Consider the following 17,661-nt stretch of genomic DNA (forward strand, 5'->3'; position numbering starts at 1 on the left):
CGTGGATTTTTGTCTCAATACAGTCCAGAGTGGAACTACCGGTGGGGACCGGGGAGAGGGAAGCGCCCGACACGCTCCGTGTCGGGCGCTTCCACATTTCCGGCCACTCACGGACGGGCGCTCAGGCCCCGGCCGTCCAGGTACTGCTGGATGCGCTCGGCCGACAGCGCGGGTGCCGCGGCGGGCGCTCCGGAACCGTCCTTCGGCACGTCCGGGCGCGGGTCGCCGGCGCACTGCGAGATGCTGCCCGGCAGGCCGCCGTCGATCAGGTAGCGGTTGACCTTCTCGTCGACGCACCGGTTGCCGCCGCCGTAGATGCCGTGCTTGCCCTCGTCGACGACGGTGATCAGGTTGTGCCCCAGCCGCGTGGCCATCGCCGGCCCGCCCGCGTACTGCGTCTGCGTGTCGCCCTCGGCCTGCACCACGACGCCGACGGGGTAGCCGGCGCGCGCGATCCGCACCGGTGGCTCCGGCGGGGTGAACGAGCGGAACGTGCAGGTCATCGGCGCGGCGCGGATGATGCCGTAGCCGAACGGGTAGCGCTCCCGGAACGTCCGCATGTCCTCGAAGTAGGTGTCGAGGTCGGTCGGCCAGTCCGACTCGCACGTCACCGTGTCGAACACGCCGGACCGCAGCTCGTCCAGCCCCGTCTTGGCCAGCACCTGCGCGGCCTTGGCGCCGGCGGCGTTCGCGGCCTGCTCCCCCGACCGCAGCTTCACCACGATGCCCGCCAGGTCGGTCCACAGTGGACGGTAGCGGCCGCCGACGCCCAGCGCGCCGTCGAACGAGGACCGCGTGTGCCCCTCGACCGGCGTGGCGTGCAGCTTGGCCGCGACCTTCTCCACCTCGGCCAGCACCTCGGCCTGCGACTTGCCCAGCCCGAACTTCTCGTGGCGTTCCCCGACCCACCTGGCCCACGCTTCGACGTCGCGCCGGTAGGCCACGGCCTGCTGGCGGAACTGCTCGCGCCAGATCCACTCCGGGTGCACGGCGCTGTCGAGCACGCTGCGGTCGAGCCGGTTGGGGAACAGCGTCCCGTACACCGCGCCCAGGTAGGTGCCGTAGGAGTAGCCCAGGTAGTTGATCTTCGGCTCGCCCAGCACGCCGCGCACGACGTCCATGTCCCGCGCGGTGTTCGCGGTGCTGACGAACTGCCGGATCCCGCCGGCCGACTGCTGGCAGGCCTCCTCCGCCGCGCGCGCCTCCGCCGCCCACTTGCCGAAGTCGGCGTCCGCCGGCCGGGAGTCCGGCGCGGCGATCGCGGGCACGGTGCGGCAGTTCAGCGCGGTCGACCCGCCGACGCCGCGCGGGTCGATGCCGATCAGGTCGTAGACCTGCGCGAGCTCGGACTTGGCCAGGAACTGCGGCAGCCCGAGCCCTGATCCACCAGGTCCACCCGGATTGGTGAACAGCACGCCGCGGCGGCGGTCCGGTGCCGCGGCCCTCTTGCGGCTGATGGTCAGGTTGATCCGGTCGCCGGCCGGCCTGGTGTAGTCGAGCGGCGCGACGAGCGTCGCGCACTCGAGCTCGGCGAGCTTGCCCTTGCACGGCGCCCAGGTGACCGGCTGGGCGACGAACTCGGCGAGCGGGTCGGGCGGGTCCGCGGACGCGGCCGTGCCCGCGGCCATGAGGGTGGCAACCCCCAGAACGAGTGCCGGGAACCTACGCAAGACGAAACCTCCGCGCCGGACGAACAAAGCCATCTGTGCCCGAAGGTATGGCCGCTCAGACGCCACCATGCGTTGTGTCACCTGTTCCGGTGATGTCCATGGCAACGGCCTAGGCTGCCGGTATGACCAGCAGCCCGACCTCGGACAACGCGAAGAAGGAGGTCCACCCTCCCGTCCTCTCCTCCCGCACGATGCGCAAGATCGAGCGGGCGTCCGGCAACCTCGCCACCGCCAGCGTCGCGGAGATGGAGCAGCGGCTGTCGTGGTTCGCGCGGATGCCGGCGGACCAGCGGGCGAGCGTGCTGCTGCTGATCCAGAACGGCGTGGCGGGCTTCGTCGAGTGGCTGCACGACCGGCAGCAGGCGATCCGGCTGACCGCGGACGCGTTCCGCAGCGCCCCCAAGGACATCTCCCGCTGGGTGAGCCTGCGCCAGACCGTCGAGCTGGTCCGGATAGCGCTGGAGCTGTTCGAGGAGCAGATGCCGGCGATGGCGGCCGACGAGGCCGAACGCGCGATGCTGATGGAGGGCGTGCTGCGGTACGGCCGGGAGATCGCGTTCTCCGCGGCGACCTCCTACGCGGCGGCGGCCGAGGCGCGCGGCGCGTGGGACGCCCGGCTGGAGGCGCTGGTCGTGGACGGCATCGTGCGTGGCGACCCCGAGGAGTCGTTGCTGTCGCGGGCCGCCGCGCTGGGCTGGGACCCGGCGGCCGAGGCGACCGTGCTGGTCGGCAACCCCGGCAGCGAGGACCCGCAGGCGGTCAACTACAACGTGCGCAGCAAGGCCACCCGCGCCGGTCGGCCGGTGCTGCTGTCGATCCAGGGCTCACGGCTGGTGGTCGTGCTCGGCGGGCCGACCGAGACCGGTGAGGACGTGCTGGGCCGCATCGCCGAGGGCTTCGGCGAGGGACCGGTGGTGGCCGGGCCGACCGTGTCGTCGCTGTCCGAGGCACACCGCAGCGCCAGCGACGCGCTGAGCGGGCTGCGCGCGGTCGTCGGCTGGCCAGCTGCACCCCGGCCGGTGCGCTCGCTCGACCTGCTGCCGGAACGCGCGCTGGCCGGTGACCCGGAGGCCGAGTGGCAGCTGGTGGACCGGGTGGCCAGGCCGCTGGAGGACGCGGGCGGCGCGCTGCTGGAGACCGTGGACGCGTTCCTGGAAGTCGGCGGCGTGCTGGAGACGTGCGCGAAAAGGCTGTTCGTGCACCCGAACACGGTCAGATATCGCCTTCGGCGCGTTCAGGAAATGACGGGAAGAAATGCACACGACGCTCGAGACGCGCTTGTGCTTCGCGTCGCTTTGTCTGTAGGGAGACTTGCCCGCTCCCGGGGCCTGTGGTAGCGAACGGCCTGTGACGGAGTTCGCACACATCCGTTGGGGTGAGGGCCAAACGATCTGCTGCCCCGCTGAGCTGGGGTTACGCCGCGCCAGGTTCACCTGGACGACACTTTTGTAGGGTTTCTACAAATACGATCGCCGTACTTCGTTCTTCACGACATGGGGTACCGGTGGGTTCACCAGCTTTAGTAATGCACGTGATCGCACTCCTCGCGCCCGGACAAGGGTCCCAGACGCCCGGCATGCTCAGCCCCTGGCTCGAACTGGAGGGGGCGGAGAAGCAGGTGCGCACGTGGTCGGACCTCACCGGTCTGGACCTGGTGCGGCTCGGCACCACCGCCGAGGCCGAGGAGATCGTCGACACCTCCATCACCCAGCCGCTGGTCGTGGCGCTCGCGCTGCTCGCGTTCGGTGAGCTGCGCCGCCGTCTCGAGCTGCCTGCCGGCGTGGTCGTCGCCGGCCACTCCGTCGGCGAGCTGGCCGCCGCGTCGATCGCCGGTGTGATCAGCGCCGACGACGCGGTCGCGCTGGCCGCCGTGCGGTGCCGCGATGGCCGAGGCCTGCGCGCTGGAGCCGACCGGCATGGCCGCGGTGCTCGGCGGCGACGAGCAGGAGGTCCTCGCGCGTCTGGATGAGCTCGGTCTCGTGCCCGCCAACCGCAACGGCGCCGGCCAGATCGTCGCCGCCGGTCCGCGCCCGGCGCTCGACGAGCTCGCGGAGAACCCGCCCGGCACGGCCAAGGTCCGCAAGCTGGCCGTCGCGGGCGCGTTCCACACCAAGTACATGGCGCCCGCCGAAGAGGCCGTGCGCGCCCGTGCCGCCGAAGTCACCACGCACGACCCGTTGCTGCCGCTGCTGTCGAACAAGGACGGCGCCGTCGTCACCGAGGGCACCGAGGTGCTGCGCCGCCTGGTCTCCCAGGTCACCAGCCCGGTGCGCTGGGACGTCTGCCAGGCCACACTGCTGGAGAAGGGCGTCACCGGCTCGGTCGAGCTGCCGCCCGCCGGCGCGCTCACGGGTCTCGCCAAGCGTGCGATGAAGGGCACCGCCACCCTCGCCCTCAAGACCCCCGACCAGCTCGAGAAGGTCGCGGAGCTGTTCGACACCGTTGGAGCCGCTCAGTGACCACGTTCCAGGCCCCGCGGGCAGCCGCGGGGAGCCGCATCGTCGGCCTCGGCAGCTACCAGCCGGAGACCGTGGTCAGCAACCACGACCTCGCCCAGCGGATGGACACCTCCGACGAGTGGATCCGCGAGCGCGTGGGCATCGCGAACAGGCGCGTCGCGGCCAAGGACGAGGGCGTCGTCGACATGTCCGTCACGGCGGGCATCAGGGCGATCGAGGACGCGGGCCTGACCCCGGCCGACATCGGCGGCGTGATCGTGGCGACCTGCACCATGCCGTCGACCATCCCGAACGCCGCCGCCCAGGTCGCCACGAAGATCGGCATCAAGGCCGCGGCCGCGTTCGACCTCAACGCCGCGTGCGCGGGCTTCTGCTACGCCGTCGCGACCGCGGCGGACATCGTCCGCGCCGGCACCGTGCGGAACATCCTCGTCATCGGTGCCGAGAAGCTCACCGACTGGACCCACCAGGACGACCGCTCGACCGCGATCATCTTCGCGGACGGCGCGGGTGCCGTCGTGGTCGGCGCCAGCGACACGAACGAGATCGGCCCCGTCGCCTGGGGCTCGGACGGCTCGATGTCCGAGGTCATCAGGATCGACGACCGCGACTCGTTCATCCACCAGGAAGGCCAGACGGTCTTCCGGTGGGCGACGACCCAGATCGCGCCCATCGCGCTCAAGGCCGCCGAACTGGCGGGCGTCGAACTGTCCGACGTGGACGTGTTCGCCCCGCACCAGGCGAACCTGAGGATCATCGAAGCGATCGCCAAGCGCCTGCGGAACAATGGTGCGCGCGAGGACCTGAAGGTCGCTCGAGACATCGTCGAATCCGGCAACACCTCCTCGGCCTCGATCCCCATGGCACTGGACCACATGCGGGCGGCGGGCGAGATCTCCAGCGGAGACGTGGTGCTGATGGTCGGGTTCGGCGCAGGGCTGTCCTACGCGGGACAGGTGGTCCGGTGCCCGTGATTTTCCAGAGTGTGTCAATCGAAAGGGAACTTCAGTGAGCGACAACGTCCTGACCGGTCTTGCCGAGATCGTCGAAGAGGTCGCCGGTGTGGCCGCCGACGACGTCACCGCTGAGAAGTCCTTCGTGGACGACCTCGACATCGACTCGCTGTCGATGGTCGAGATCGCCGTCCAGGCGGAGGACAAGTTCGGCGTGAAGATCCCGGACGACGAGCTGGCGAACCTCAAGACCGTTGGTGACGCGGTGACGTACATCACCAGCCACGCATGAGTTCGAACATCGACGTCGTCATCACCGGGCTGGGTGCCACCACCCCGCTCGGCGGTGACGTGACGTCCACCTGGGACGCACTGCTGGCCGGCAAGTCCGGGGTCCGCCCCATGACCCACGACTGGGTCGAGAAGTACGACCTGCCGGTGAAGATCGCGTCGCAGCTCGTCGTCGACCCCACCGAGGTCCTGCCCCGCGTCGAGGCGCGGCGCCTGGACCGCTCGGAGCAGGTCGCCATCGTCGCCTCACGCCAGGCGTGGGCCGACGCGGGCCACAACGACGACACCGTCGACCGCCAGCGCCTCGCCGTCATCATCGGCACGGGCATCGGCGGCGCGATCACCCTCCTGACCCAGGACGACCTCCTGGAGCAGCAGGGCCTGCGCAAGGTGTCGCCGCTGACCGTCCCGATGCTGATGCCGAACGGCCCCGCGGCCCACGTGGGCCTGGAGCTCAAGGCACAGGCAGGCGTCCACGCGCCGGTCTCCGCCTGCGCCTCGGGCGCGGAAGCCATCGCCTGGGCCTACCGCATGATCAAGTCCGGCGAAGCCGACGTGGTCGTCGCGGGCGGCGCCGAAGCCTGCATCACCGCCATCCCGGTGGCCGGCTTCTCCCAGGCCCGCACCATGAGCACCCGCAACGACGAGCCGGAGAAGGCCTCCCGCCCGTTCGACACGGCCCGCGACGGCTTCGTCCTCGGCGAGGGCGCAGGCGTCATGGTCCTGGAACGGCGCGAGTTCGCCGAGGCCCGCGGCGCCAAGATCTACGGCCGCCTGGCAGGCATCGGCACCTCCGCCGACGGCTACCACATCACCGCCCCCGACCCCGAGGGCGTCGGCCAGTCGCGTGCCATCGCCGCATCCCTGCGGTCCGGCGGCATCGACCCGTCCGACGTCGGCCACGTGAACTGCCACGCCACCTCCACCCCGGTGGGCGACGTGGCGGAAACGGTGGCCATCCGCAAGGCGATCGGCGACCACCCGGTCCTCACCGCCCCCAAGGGTGCCCTCGGGCACCTCCTGGGCGCGGCAGGAGCGGTGGAAGCAATCGTCACGGTCCTCTCGATCCGCGACGGAATCGTTCCCCAGACCCTCAACCTGGAGAACCTCGACCCGGCCGTCACGCTCGACGTGGTGGCGGGCGAACCGCGCAAGGTCAAGCTGGACGCCGCCGTGAACGACTCGTTCGGCTTCGGCGGCCACAACGTGGCACTGGCCTTCACCCCGGCCTAGTCCCACAGCAAGGCACAGAACAGCGCCCCGGTCCGACGTGGACCGGGGCGCTGTCGTTTCTGATCGAGGGCCGCAGGCCCGAGCCGGCGTTCCCCGCCGAGGGCGCTGGCCCAGTCTTTGATCAGTTGTCAGGGGGCGAGGTGGACGAAGTCTCGTACGCGGAAAAACGTGGCTTGAACGCACGAAGCGCCCTCAGCACCGCTCCATCTGCGGCATCCGGTTCTCCGGCGCCTCATCCACCCGCCACTCCCCACCCTCCCGCACCACCACATAGACCACCCGCCACCGAATACACCCCTCCGGCAACGCGACCGGCGCCTTCGCGACATCCTGAGTGGACACGAACGAGATGAACGCCCGAACCCGCCGCCCCACCACATCGGACTCGATCCGCTGCACGACCACCCCACCGTCGCGAGTGGACTCGTAAGCGTCCTTCCAGGTCTCCTCGACCGCCTGCGACGCCCTCCGCACCGTCACCGCCGCAGACCACGCAGCGAAGTCCCGCGCGTTGATCGCATCGAAGTACCGCTGCAGCACCGCCTGCACCTGCTGCCGGTCGGGATGCGTGAAGGAGTCCGCGCTCAACCTCACCTCACCCGAGCCCGGCAACGCCCCGGCGGACGACGCCACCGCCGGTTCCCCGGAAGCCTCCGCGGGACGCAGGTACACCGCCCGCCCCACCATCCCGGCAGCCACGGCCGCACCGGTGATCACCACGACGGCCGGCACCAGCCAGCGACTCGCTGCGCTCCCCACCCGGCGAGCCTAGCCCCAGGCCACGCGTGGCGGTGCGGGGCCGGTCACGAACAGTGATTCGTTACTCACAAAAGAAAACTTCACCCGAAAGACTACATTTGCCGCCGATCCGCCAGTTGCATGCAGCAAGACAATGATTGATACACAATTGGCGATCACGCAATCTCATACTCCGGATGAGTGCATTCGGGGGTATCCTCACGGCCATTCGGCCGTATCAAACGCGCATATGTCGCGATTTTCGGGTTCACCCCGACGGAGCAAACGACACGCGGCGTGTCCGACCGTTGTACACCCCTAACTATACGTCGATGCCCGATTGGAATAGCGCAGGTCAGCGACTTGCGAAATCGGGAACGAGCGAGATCCGTTTAGCTGGACTGGACAGAACGGGTGTCGCACCATCGGTGCGCAAACCTCTCAACCGGGTGATCTGGCTCCAAACCTCCTTACTCGGAGTGGCATACGCGCCGGTAACCGAGTGTCTTTCGGACACGAACGGGTCACCTATATGCCACCAATGGCGGATTGGCCATAGCTGCGCGAATGTGCGGGAATATGCGGCATCAACAAATTGCGAAACGAGTTGAGGGAGGGAATTCGGTGGACCTCAGATACGAGGCGTTCTGCTTCGCGGATCGTCGCTTCTACGATCTGCAGAGCAGCACCGAAAGCGGCCTCCCGGGCGACGACTTCGCGCACCAGCTGCCTGCTCTTCCCGACGGCTGGGTGCAGGCGGAACGCAACGTCTGGAGGCACCTGCACCCGCACGGCGTGCAGCTGCCCAAGCAGGGGTGGAAGATCCACGTCTCGGCCGGCCTGGACAACGCGACCGCGGTGCTCAAGGCCACGTTCGACTACTGCGTCGAGCGCAGGATCCCGTTCAAGTACCTGCAGACGGTCTCGATCGTCCTCGCCCGCAACTCCAAGTACGCACCGCGCGAGGGCAGCGGCAAGCTGATCACGGTCTACCCGACGAGCACCGAACAGCTCGAGCAGGTGGTCACCGAGCTCGCCCAGCTCCTCGACGGTCAGCACGGCGCCTACATCCTCAGCGACCTGCGCTACGGCAAGGGTCCGGTGTACGTGCGCTACGGCGGGTTCTCCGAGCAGTGGCTGGAGGTCGACGGGCAGCAGGTGCTCGCGATCGAGGGGCCGGACGGCGAGCTCGTGGCCGACCAGCGCAAGCCGGTCTTCAGCGTGCCGGAGTGGGTGCAGCTGCCCGAGTTCCTGGCGCCCCACCTGGCCGAGCGCAACGCCGGCGACCCGAACGCGTTCCCGTACCGGATCAAGAGCTCGCTGCACTTCTCCAACGGTGGCGGCGTGTACCTCGCGACCCGCAAGAGCGACGGCAAGGAGGTCGTGCTCAAGGAGGCGCGGCCGCACGCCGGGCTCGACCGCGAGGGTCGCGACGCGGTGGCCAGGCTGGAGCTGGAGCACCAGATCCTCACCAGGCTCGCCGGTGTGCAGGGCGTGCCGGCGGTGTTCGATCGCTTCACCGAGTGGGAGCACCTGTTCGTCGCGATGGAGTTCATGCCCGGTCGCTCGCTCGGCCAGTGGCTCGGGATGAACTACCCGCTGACGCACAAGGAAGCCGACGACGAGAAGGTCGCGGCCTACAAGGAACGCGCGCTCGCTCTTGTGCACAAGGTCGACGACCTGATGGCACGCGTGCACGAACGCGGTGTCGTCTTCGGCGACCTGCACACCATGAACATCCTGGTCGACGAGGACGACGAGGTCTCGCTCATCGACTTCGAGCTGTCGTCGACGATCGAGGACCTGCACCGGCCGACGCTCGGGGCCCCCGGCTTCCAGGCACCGGCCGACCGCGAGGGCTTCGACATCGACGCCTACCCGCTGGCCGCGCTCAAGCTGTGGATCTTCCTGCCGCTCAACGCGGTGCTGGAGCTCTCCCCCGCCAAGCTCGACCAGCACGTGCAGGTCGTCAAGGAGCGCTTCGGGCTCGACGACGAGTACTGCCGGGGCGTCGTCGACGTGCTCCGGCCGCGGGTCGACCCGCCGACGGACCCGGCGTTCACGGCGTTCGACGACGCGGAACCCGACTGGACCGTGGTGCGCAAGGAGATCGCGACCGCGATCCTGCACAGCGCGACTCCGCAACGGACGGACCGGCTCTTCCCCGGCGACATCGAGCAGTTCGAGGTCGGCGGCGCGAACTTCGCCTACGGCGCGGCGGGTGTGCTGCACGCGCTGGAGGCGAGCGGCGAGGGCCGGTACCCCGAGCACGAGGACTGGCTGATCCGCTCGGTCCGCCGCGAACCGCCGAAGCAGCCCGGTTTCTACGTCGGCGCCCACGGCATCGCGCACGTGCTGGAGGACTTCGGTCACCACGACGTCGCGACCGAGCTGGTGGAGAGCTACGCACCGCTCGTCGAGACCACGCAGGACCACGGTCTGAGCGCCGGCCTCGCCGGCATCGGGCTGAACCTGCTGCACTTCGCGGACACCCGCGGGGACGACGGCTTCGCGGCACGGGCCGAGGGGCTCGCCGAACGGCTCGCGCGGCAGCTCCCCGACGCACCGGGCCCCGGTGGCAAGGCGCGGGCAGGACTGCTGCACGGCTGGTCGGGCCCCGCGTTGTTCTTCCTGCGGATGTTCGAACGCACCACCGAACGCCGCTGGCTCAAGCTCGCCGAACAGGCGCTCGAACGCGACCTGGCGGAGACGATGGTCGCGCTCGACGGTTCACTGCAGGTGCGGGACGGCAACTTCCGGTCGCTGCCCTACGTCGGCATCGGCGGGGCGGGCATCGCGCTCGTGCTCACCGAGTTCGCCGCCGTCGCGCCGGAACGTCCGTGCGTTGAGCAGCTCCCCGGGCTGCTCAACGCCTGCACCAGCGAGTTCGTGATCCAACCGGCGTTGACGCTGGGCAGGGCCGGTCAGCTGGCCACCCTCGCCCACGCGACGCGCCACACGCCGAACGAGCGGTACGAGCGCTCGATCCGGCAGCACCTGCGGGCACTGGGCTGGCACGCCGTGCGCTTCGGCGGCGGGCTCGCGTTCCCCGGTGTGCAGCTGCGCCGGATGTCGATGGACCTCAACACCGGCGGTGCGGGCGTCCTGCTCGCCATTGCGTCCACTGTGGACGGCCGCGCCCCTCTTCCCTTCCTGGGGAAGGCACAGACCCCGGTCCTCGCGGACCGGTAGCAGTAAAACCCTCTAGATAGATCCCTCTATGAAGGAGACCGTCATGGGCTTCATCCTCGACATGCAGGACCTCGAGACCCCCGAGGCGCCGGCGAACGTGCTGGCCGGCGGCGGCTCGGGCGGTGGCGGCGGCGGCTCCACGACCGCGTCCAACGCGTCGCTGCTGCTCCCCTGCTCGCACAGCACCGTCAGCCTGCTGGCCTGCTGAGCTGCGCCACAACTGATCCACAGCGGCCGGTGAGCGGCATAGGCGAAGTATGCCGCTCACCCGCCACCTGCAGGGCCCGGCAGCCGGCCAGCTGTCGGGCCCTCGCTCATGATGGGCCCTGGTGACCTCCGGAGGAACAGCGATGACCAAACCCGGTGACGCTCTGCTGTCCTCCACTGTGACGCGCGACTACCGGCCGTGGTTGCTGCTCCTGAACGCCGCGGTCACCACGGCCGCCGGTCTCCTGCTGCCCACCGCGCTGGCCGACGCCGTCGACATGGCGTTGAGCGGCACGTTCGTGCTGGCCACCATCCTGTTCCTGCTCGCGCTCGCGGCCGTCGAGATCCTCGGTGACGCCGTGGGGATCGTGCTCGCGGCGAGCATCACCGCCCGCGCCACCGCGTGGCTGCGCCGCAAGCTCTCGGAGCACCTGCTCGCGATCGGCCACCCGGCGCCGTTCGCCCACGGGGACGCCGTCAGCCGGGTGACCGGTGACTGCGGCAACGCGGGCAGCGTGGCCGTCACGGTCATCGGGCTCGTCGTCACGGTCGTGTCGTCGGTCGGCTCGGTCGTCGCACTGGCCCTGCTGGACTGGCGGCTCGCGGTCGTGTTCGTGGTCAGCGCCCCGCTGGCCGGTCTGCTGATCCGCACCCACCTGCGCCTCACCGCCGACGACGTGCTGACCTACCAGGAAGTCTCCGGCGAGGTCTCGGCCCGCCTGCTCGACTCGGTGTCCGGCCTGCGCACGATCGCCGCCGCGGGCATCGCCGACCGCGAGGCGCAGCGCGTGCTGCAGCCGCTCCCCCGGCTCGCCGCGGCGGGTGGCGGGATGTGGCGCACCCAGGCGAAGATGATGTGGCGGGCCGGACTGCTGCTGCCCGCCGTCGAGGTCGCGGTGCTCGCGGCCGCCGGGTTCGGGGTGCTGCAGGGCAGGCTGAGCACCGGTGACGTGCTCGCCGCGCTCGGCTACACCGCGCTGGGCATGGGGATCGTCGGGCAGATCACGCAGCTCACCGTCCTGGAACGCACCCGGGCCTCGGCCGGCCGGATCGCCGAGGTGCTCGGCACCCCGCCGCCGCACCGCCCCTACGCCCGGCCTCCGGAGAGCGGGACCCTCGAACTGCGCGCCGTCAGCGTCGACGGCGCGCTCCACGACGTGGACCTCGTCGTCCCCGCCGGTGCGTTCTGCGCGGTCGTGGGCAGCTCCGGCGCCGGCAAGTCGGCACTCGCCGCGGTGCTCGGCGGACTGTCCGGGGTGGACTCCGGTGAGGTGCGCAGGCCCGGCGACATCGGGTACGCCTTCGAACGGCCCGCGTTGCTGGGTACGACGATCGGCCGTTCCATCGGCTATGGAACGGATGCGGACGAGACGCGGGTCCGCGAGGCCGCCGTGGCCGCGCAGGTGCACGACGTGCTGGTCCGACTGCCCCAGGGCTACGACACACCCGTCGCCGACGCCCCGCTCTCCGGCGGTGAGGCCCAGCGAATAGGCCTGGCGCGGGCGATCGTGCGTGATCCCGAGGTGCTGGTGCTGGACGACGCCACCGCCAGTCTGGACACGGTCACCGAGGCCAAAGTGGACAACGCGCTCACCACGGCGCTGCCCGGCCGCACCCGTGTCGTGGTGACGCACCGACCGGCCACCGCAGCGCGGGCGGACATGGTGGTGTGGCTCGAGAACGGCCGGGTGCGCGCGACCGGCACCCATGCCGAGCTGTGGAACGACGAGGGCTACCGCGCCGTGTTCACCGGGGGCGAGTGATGCGTTTCTACCTCTCCACGCTGGCCGGGCACCGCCGCGGCGTGCTGGTCCTGCTCGCCTGGTCCGCGCTGGAAGGTGTTCCGGCGTTCTTCGGCGGCAAGCTCGTCGGCACCGCGGTCGACCAGGGCTTCGCGGCCGGCCGGCCGGTGGCGGGCCTGCTCTGGCTGTTCGCGTTCGCCGCGCTCGCCGTGGCCGGAGCGCTCGGTCAGCGCCAGGTGTTCGCGCGGCTCGGCGACGTGGTCGAACCCATGCGCGACGCCCTGGTCACGCAGGTCGTGACGGGTGTGCTGAAGAACGAGACGCACCGCCGCACGCCGGACGCCAGTGCCGTCGCGATGATCACCCGGCACGTCGAGGTGGTCCGCGACGCCACCGCCGGCGTGCTGGTCCAGGCCCGCGCGCTGCTGGTCACCACGGTGGCCGCGCTCGTCGGGCTCGCCACGACCGCGGCCGCGCTGACCTGGCTCGTGGTGCTCCCGATCGTGGTGGCGCTGGTGCTGTTCGGGTTCCTGCTCCCGTCGCTGGCCAAGCGGCAGCGCGACGCCGTCATGGCCGACGAGCGCACCGCCGAGGCGACCGGCGGGGTGCTGACCGGGTTGCGGGACGTGGCCGCCTGCCGGGCCGAACGCGAGGCGTTCCAGGACATCCGCACGCAGATCGACCAGCAGGCGGCGGCGACCGTCACCGTGGCGTGGGCGAACGCGTTGCGCGCCATCGTGATCGCGATCGGCGGGTTCGCCCCTGTCGTCCTGCTCGTCGCGTTCGCGCCGCCGTTGGTGAGCTCTGGGCAGCTCACGACGGGCGCGGTGCTGGCGGCGGTGGTGTACCTGACCAACAGCGTCAACCCCGCGCTGCACGGCCTCGCCCGCACCACCAGCACGGTCGTGATGCGGCTCATGGTTGCCCTCAAACGACTTGAGGAAGCCGCGCCGCGACCGGCCGGCGGCGACGGCCGGGAAGTTCCCGCCAGCTGCGAGTTCACCCTGAAGAACGTCACGTTCGGCTGGAGCCCCGCCGCCGAACCCGTGGTCAAGGACCTGAACCTGTGCCTCGGCCCCGGCGACCACCTGGCCGTGGTCGGGCCGTCCGGCATCGGCAAGTCCACTTTGGCCGGTCTGCTCACCGGTCTGATGCCACCGGGCCACGGCGAGGTGCTGTTCGGTGGCGTGCCGGCGCACCAGGTGGTCCCGGCGATCCGGCACCACTCGATCGCGTTGATCCCGCAGGAGACCTACCTGTTCACCGGCACGGTCAGGGAGAACCTCGCCCTGCTGGCACCGCACGCGACCGACGACGAACTGGTCGCCGCCGTGAAAACCGTTGGGGCCAAACCACTTCTGGACCGGCTCGGCGGTCTCGACGCCCGGCTCGGCCACGCGGGCGAAGGCCTGTCCGCCGGTGAGGCGCAGCTCCTCGCGCTGGCACGGGTCCAGGTGACGTCCGCGGCGGTGGTCATCCTGGACGAGGCGACCTCGCACCTCGACCCGGCGGCCGAGGCACGTGTCGAGCGCGCGTTCGCGGCCAGGCCGGGCGTTCTCGTCGTCATCGCGCACCGGCTGAGCTCGGCGCTGCGGGCGAACCGGGTGCTGGTCATGGACGGTGGCGCGCCGCTGCTGGGCACGCACGAGCAGCTGCTGCGCAGCTCACCGCTCTACGGCAGGCTGATGCTCGCCTGGGACCCCACGCACCACGAGGAAACCCCGCTGCCCAACCGGTAGCGGGGTCTACTCAGGACTCATCCGACGCGGTGCAGCCAGGTGACCGGTGCGCCGTCGCCCGCCCGGCGGAACGGTTCCAGCGCGTCGTCCCAGGCCGCGCCGAGGAGCTCGTCGACGCCGTGCGCGAACGACTCACCACCCCGGGATCTCGCGGCCAGCGCACGCAGCTGGTCCTCGTTCACGACGATGTCGCCGTTGGCAGAGGTGCGCGCGTGCCACAGACCCAGTACGGGCGCGAAGCAGAAACGTTCGCCGTCCTGACCTGGGGACGGTTCCTCGGTCACCTCGAAACGGAGCATCGGCCACGCGCGCAGCGCAGCCACGAGTTTGGCGCCGGTGCCGGCGTCTCCGGTCCATGCGCATTCAGCGCGCAACTGGCCTGGTGCTGCGGGTTGCGCTGCCCATCTGAGGTCCACTCGTTCACCGAGGGTGCCCGAGATCGCCCACTCGACGTGCGGACAGACCGCAGACGGCGACGAGTGGACGTAGACCACGCCACTGGTGCTGCCACGGGTGCTCACTGCTGACCTCCGCTACTCGACGAGGGACGTCTTCCCCTACGCCTTTGCCGAGAGTGAGGTGATCACCGTGCTACCCGCTCGCTGCATTCTGCCTCGACTTGAGGCCTGTCCGCCATAAGAACCAGCTCGATCATCACCCGACCGGGGCAGATACAGGTCTTAAGTCCCGATCTCCCCGGCCGAGTGATGCGTGATCGTGATCTACAGGGCGTTTACCGCGGCGACGACGTCGACCAGTCCGGTGCCCTTGTCGAACGACGAGGTGTACGGGCCGGCCGGCTGGTAGCCGGAGCCGTACTTGTACGCCGACGACTTCAACGCCCGCTCGACGTCGGCCGGGGTCGCGGACGGCCTCGCCTCGAACAGCTGGGCGACGATGCCCGCGACGTGCGGTGCCGCCATCGACGTGCCGCTGATCGTGTTGAACGTGCCCAGGTCGAGCAGGCCGGGGCCGTTCTGCGGCTTCAGACCGGTCGCGCAGATCGGCAGGTGCAGCCGGCAGGACGACGTGATGTTCTCACCGGGTGCGGAGATGTCCGGCCAGGTCGACGGGTCGGTCGCCAGGCCGCGCGAGGAGAAGTCCGACACGGCGCCGTCGCGGGTGCCGGTCTCCTGGTCGTTGTAGGAGGCGACCGAGATCACGCCGGGGGTCGGGTCGACGCCGGGCGGGTTGGACAGGTTCGCCGAGCCGTCGCCGCCGTCGTTGCCGTTCGCCCACACCACGACGACGCCTTCGGCCACGAGCCGGCGCTGCAGCTTGACGGTCACCGACCCGGGGTCGAACGTCCCGCCGCCGGACGGCCCATAGGAGTTGTTGACCACCTTGATCGGCGGGCAGGTGGTGGCGGGCACACCGGCGCCGCAGGGGGCTCGGTGGTTCTCCAGCACCCAGTTCAGCGCGGCGTCCGCGCCGAGGATCAGGATCGCCGCGCCGGTCGAGATGACCACGCCCTTCGCACCGGGCGCCGCGCCGCGGATGACCGGACCGCCGGTCGTCTGGACGTCGCCGCCGATCGCGATGCCGGTGACGTGCGTGCCGTGGCCGCCCAGCGACGTCGTGTCCGTGTCGAGGAAGTTCGGCACCGGCACGATGCAGTTCGTCTCGGTCGTGCCGTCCAGGCAGAGGCTCTTGAGGTTGCGGACGATCCTGCCGCCGAACGACGGGTGCGCCGGGTCGACGCCGGAGTCGATCACCGCGACCGACACGCCGGCACCGGTCAGACCGAGGCTGTTGCGCGCGTCCAGGCCGCGGGTGGCGGTGTGCGAGGTCGAGCCGAGGAACCGGATCGGCTTCTGGACCTCGACGTTCGTCACGCCGGAGGTGGCTCGCGCGGTGGAGATCTGCGTCGCGGTGCCCCGCGCCGCGACGACGCCGATCTTGTGGAAGCTGGTGATCTTCCGCAGGCCGGCCGCCTCCACCGCGTGTTCGGCGGAGGCCAGGTCGGTGCCGTGGACGTAGACCGTGGAGGTCGTCGTGGCCGCCGCGACAGGGGAGGCGGCGGCCACGAGCAGCACGGTGAGCAGTACGGCGCGTCTATACATGAACCCTCCGTGAACATAGACAGGCAATCCATCTAACGAGTGATCCACTTTTCGGTGACGGGTGTCACGCAAGGTCTCGACTGCCCGCAAGTGGAGGACCCCGGAGCGCTACCGTGTGCCCCCGTGCGGAAAGGTGGGGACTCGTGCGGTTGATCCGTCTGGGCGCTGAACCCTCGGCCATTGGGGCGGACGTCCGTGCTGCCCTCACCGCCTGCGGCGTGGGCACCGGGGTGCTCGGCGGGGTGGCGCTGACCGGCGTGCAGCCGCCCGACTGCCCGCTGCCGCTGGACGCGGTCGTGGTGCTGCCCAAGGGCGTGCTCGTGATCGTCGGCGTGGACCTGCCCGACCCCGCGGTCAAGCTGGAGGCCCCGCTCGGCGGTGCGTGGTCGATCGACGGCTGGCCGCTGGTCAGCCAGGACGGCATGCCGAACCCCGCGACCGAGGCGGTGGCCGCGGCGACGGCGGTGGCCCAGCGGCTGCAGGCGATGCGCGCGGAGCCGTTGCCGGTGAGCACGGTCGTCGCGGTCGGCCCGTTCGTCAGCCAGGTCGTGCAACCGTCGGCGGACCTCAACCGCGGCGTGCGGGTGCTGCACCCCAAACCGTCCACTTTGCTCACCGCGGCGCGCGAGCTCGCGACGTCGGCGGTGCCGTGCTCGGCCGAGCACGCGGCGAAGCTGCTCGCCGTCCTGCAGACCACCGGCACGCCGCCGGACACCGCGTCGTTGCTGAGCGAGGGCTTCACCGACGCCATCTCGCCGGACCTGGCCTCGGCCAGCACGATGCTGATCCCGAAGGTCGGCGCACGTCCGCCGGTGGGCAAACGCTTGCCCCTCAAGCTCCGCTGGCCGTACCTCGCCGGCGCCGGCCTGCTGGTGCTGGTCCTGCTCGTGTGGCTGGTCGTGGCGCTGCCCGGCGGTGACTCCCAGGTCGACGCGACGGAGACGCCCCCGCCGGGACCGACGACGGTGGTCGTGGACGGCACCACGTTCGTGCCCGTGGAGACCAAGCAGGACCAGGACTGCGCGGCGCAGGCGTTCGGCGACGTGAAGGCGTGGCTGGTCGCGAACGAGTGCGGCCGGATCCTGCGCGCCACCTACGAGACGACCGTCAACACCCGCAAGGCCACCGTGCTGGTCGCGGACCTGGACGTCGTGGACGCCCCGAGCGCGAAGGCGTTCCACGCGATCGTCGCGGCTCCCGGCTCCGGTGGCGTGAACGGCCCGGACGGCACCCCGCCCGCCAACGCGACGTTCGCGAGCGGGGTGAAGGGAAGCCACGTGCAGCTCGCGTTCGTGGTGTGGTCCGGCGGCGCGGGCGACCCGGCGCTCGACCCGATCGCCAAGCAGGCGTTGCGGCTGCCCGCCTCCCGGTAGA

13 protein-coding genes and 1 pseudogene are annotated in these 17,661 nt (G+C 70.6%); 10 read left to right on the forward strand and 4 right to left on the reverse strand.

The features are described 5' to 3' along the window. Window positions 1-107: 107 nt before the first annotated feature. Entirely contained in the window at window positions 108-1,670 is a 1,563-nt protein-coding gene (locus tag BBK82_RS02765; protein ID WP_237048013.1) for an alpha/beta hydrolase, read from the reverse strand. 122 nt (window positions 1,671-1,792) lie between these two features. On the opposite strand from BBK82_RS02765, the gene BBK82_RS02770 reads away from it, so the two are divergent. From BBK82_RS02770 to fabF, 5 genes and pseudogenes are all read left to right on the forward strand, one after another. Continuing rightward, on the forward strand, window positions 1,793-3,007 hold the full coding sequence (locus BBK82_RS02770) for a PucR family transcriptional regulator (RefSeq protein WP_065913570.1): 1,215 nt from the start codon (window positions 1,793-1,795) through the stop codon (window positions 3,005-3,007). Between the two features lie 239 nt (window positions 3,008-3,246). Next, window positions 3,247-4,129 (forward strand): annotated as a pseudogene (locus BBK82_RS02775) (ACP S-malonyltransferase). Continuing rightward, window positions 4,126-5,103 (forward strand): beta-ketoacyl-ACP synthase III, encoded by a 978-nt coding sequence (locus tag BBK82_RS02780; protein WP_065913571.1) that lies wholly within the window; start codon window positions 4,126-4,128, stop codon window positions 5,101-5,103. The pseudogene BBK82_RS02775 and the gene BBK82_RS02780 overlap by 4 nt, the downstream one beginning before the upstream one ends. Before the next feature lie 34 nt (window positions 5,104-5,137). Beyond that, the gene (locus BBK82_RS02785; protein ID WP_053737712.1) at window positions 5,138-5,374 is read left to right on the forward strand and encodes an acyl carrier protein; all 237 of its coding nucleotides are present in this window, start codon (window positions 5,138-5,140) and stop codon (window positions 5,372-5,374) included. Beyond that, on the forward strand, window positions 5,371-6,606 hold the full coding sequence (gene fabF, locus BBK82_RS02790; protein ID WP_065913572.1) for a beta-ketoacyl-ACP synthase II: 1,236 nt from the start codon (window positions 5,371-5,373) through the stop codon (window positions 6,604-6,606). The genes BBK82_RS02785 and fabF overlap by 4 nt, the downstream gene beginning before the upstream one ends. Before the next feature lie 192 nt (window positions 6,607-6,798). Here the strand turns inward: fabF and BBK82_RS02795 are convergent, their stop codons facing one another. Next, entirely contained in the window at window positions 6,799-7,365 is a 567-nt protein-coding gene (locus tag BBK82_RS02795; RefSeq protein ID WP_065913573.1) for a hypothetical protein, read from the reverse strand. Window positions 7,366-7,968: 603 nt separating this feature from the next. On the opposite strand from BBK82_RS02795, the gene lanKC reads away from it, so the two are divergent. The 4 genes from lanKC to BBK82_RS02815 all read left to right on the forward strand — a co-directional run bounded on the left by lanKC (window position 7,969) and on the right by BBK82_RS02815 (window position 14,224). Next, window positions 7,969-10,536 (forward strand): class III lanthionine synthetase LanKC, encoded by a 2,568-nt coding sequence (gene lanKC / locus BBK82_RS02800; RefSeq protein WP_065913574.1) that lies wholly within the window; start codon window positions 7,969-7,971, stop codon window positions 10,534-10,536. A 43-nt stretch (window positions 10,537-10,579) separates the two neighbouring features. Beyond that, on the forward strand, window positions 10,580-10,744 hold the full coding sequence (locus tag BBK82_RS02805) for a SapB/AmfS family lanthipeptide (RefSeq protein WP_154697009.1): 165 nt from the start codon (window positions 10,580-10,582) through the stop codon (window positions 10,742-10,744). 142 nt (window positions 10,745-10,886) lie between these two features. Further along, entirely contained in the window at window positions 10,887-12,506 is a 1,620-nt protein-coding gene (locus BBK82_RS02810) for an ABC transporter ATP-binding protein (protein ID WP_065913576.1), read from the forward strand. Then, on the forward strand, window positions 12,506-14,224 hold the full coding sequence (locus tag BBK82_RS02815; protein ID WP_065913577.1) for an ABC transporter ATP-binding protein: 1,719 nt from the start codon (window positions 12,506-12,508) through the stop codon (window positions 14,222-14,224). Before BBK82_RS02810 ends, BBK82_RS02815 begins: the two co-directional genes overlap by 1 nt. A 17-nt stretch (window positions 14,225-14,241) precedes the next feature. On the opposite strand, the gene BBK82_RS02820 is transcribed toward BBK82_RS02815, so the two are convergent. Next, window positions 14,242-14,745 (reverse strand): DUF3145 domain-containing protein, encoded by a 504-nt coding sequence (locus tag BBK82_RS02820; RefSeq protein ID WP_154697010.1) that lies wholly within the window; start codon window positions 14,743-14,745, stop codon window positions 14,242-14,244. Between the two features lie 201 nt (window positions 14,746-14,946). Next, window positions 14,947-16,287, reverse strand: a complete 1,341-nt coding sequence (locus BBK82_RS02825) for a S8 family serine peptidase (protein WP_071812520.1) — start codon at window positions 16,285-16,287, stop codon at window positions 14,947-14,949. 143 nt (window positions 16,288-16,430) lie between these two features. Between BBK82_RS02825 and BBK82_RS02830 the strand changes: the two genes are divergently transcribed. Then, a complete protein-coding gene (locus BBK82_RS02830) occupies window positions 16,431-17,660 on the forward strand; it encodes a hypothetical protein (protein ID WP_065913579.1) in 1,230 nt (409 codons plus the stop codon). Window position 17,661 lies beyond the last annotated feature (1 nt).

It is taken from the genome of Lentzea guizhouensis (assembly GCF_001701025.1).
GTDB lineage: Bacteria > Actinomycetota > Actinomycetes > Mycobacteriales > Pseudonocardiaceae > Lentzea > Lentzea guizhouensis.

Bases quoted from the DNA above. Each gene is read 5' to 3' on its own strand.
- BBK82_RS02815 (WP_065913577.1), top strand. From the start codon at position 12,506: ATGCGTTTCTACCTCTCCACGCTGGCCGGGCACCGCCGCGGCGTGCTG.
- fabF (WP_065913572.1), top strand. From the start codon at position 5,371: ATGAGTTCGAACATCGACGTCGTCATCACCGGGCTGGGTGCCACCACC.
- BBK82_RS02825 (WP_071812520.1), bottom strand. From the start codon at position 16,287: ATGTATAGACGCGCCGTACTGCTCACCGTGCTGCTCGTGGCCGCCGCC.
- BBK82_RS02810 (WP_065913576.1), top strand. From the start codon at position 10,887: ATGACCAAACCCGGTGACGCTCTGCTGTCCTCCACTGTGACGCGCGAC.
- BBK82_RS02805 (WP_154697009.1), top strand. From the start codon at position 10,580: ATGGGCTTCATCCTCGACATGCAGGACCTCGAGACCCCCGAGGCGCCG.
- BBK82_RS02770 (WP_065913570.1), top strand. From the start codon at position 1,793: ATGACCAGCAGCCCGACCTCGGACAACGCGAAGAAGGAGGTCCACCCT.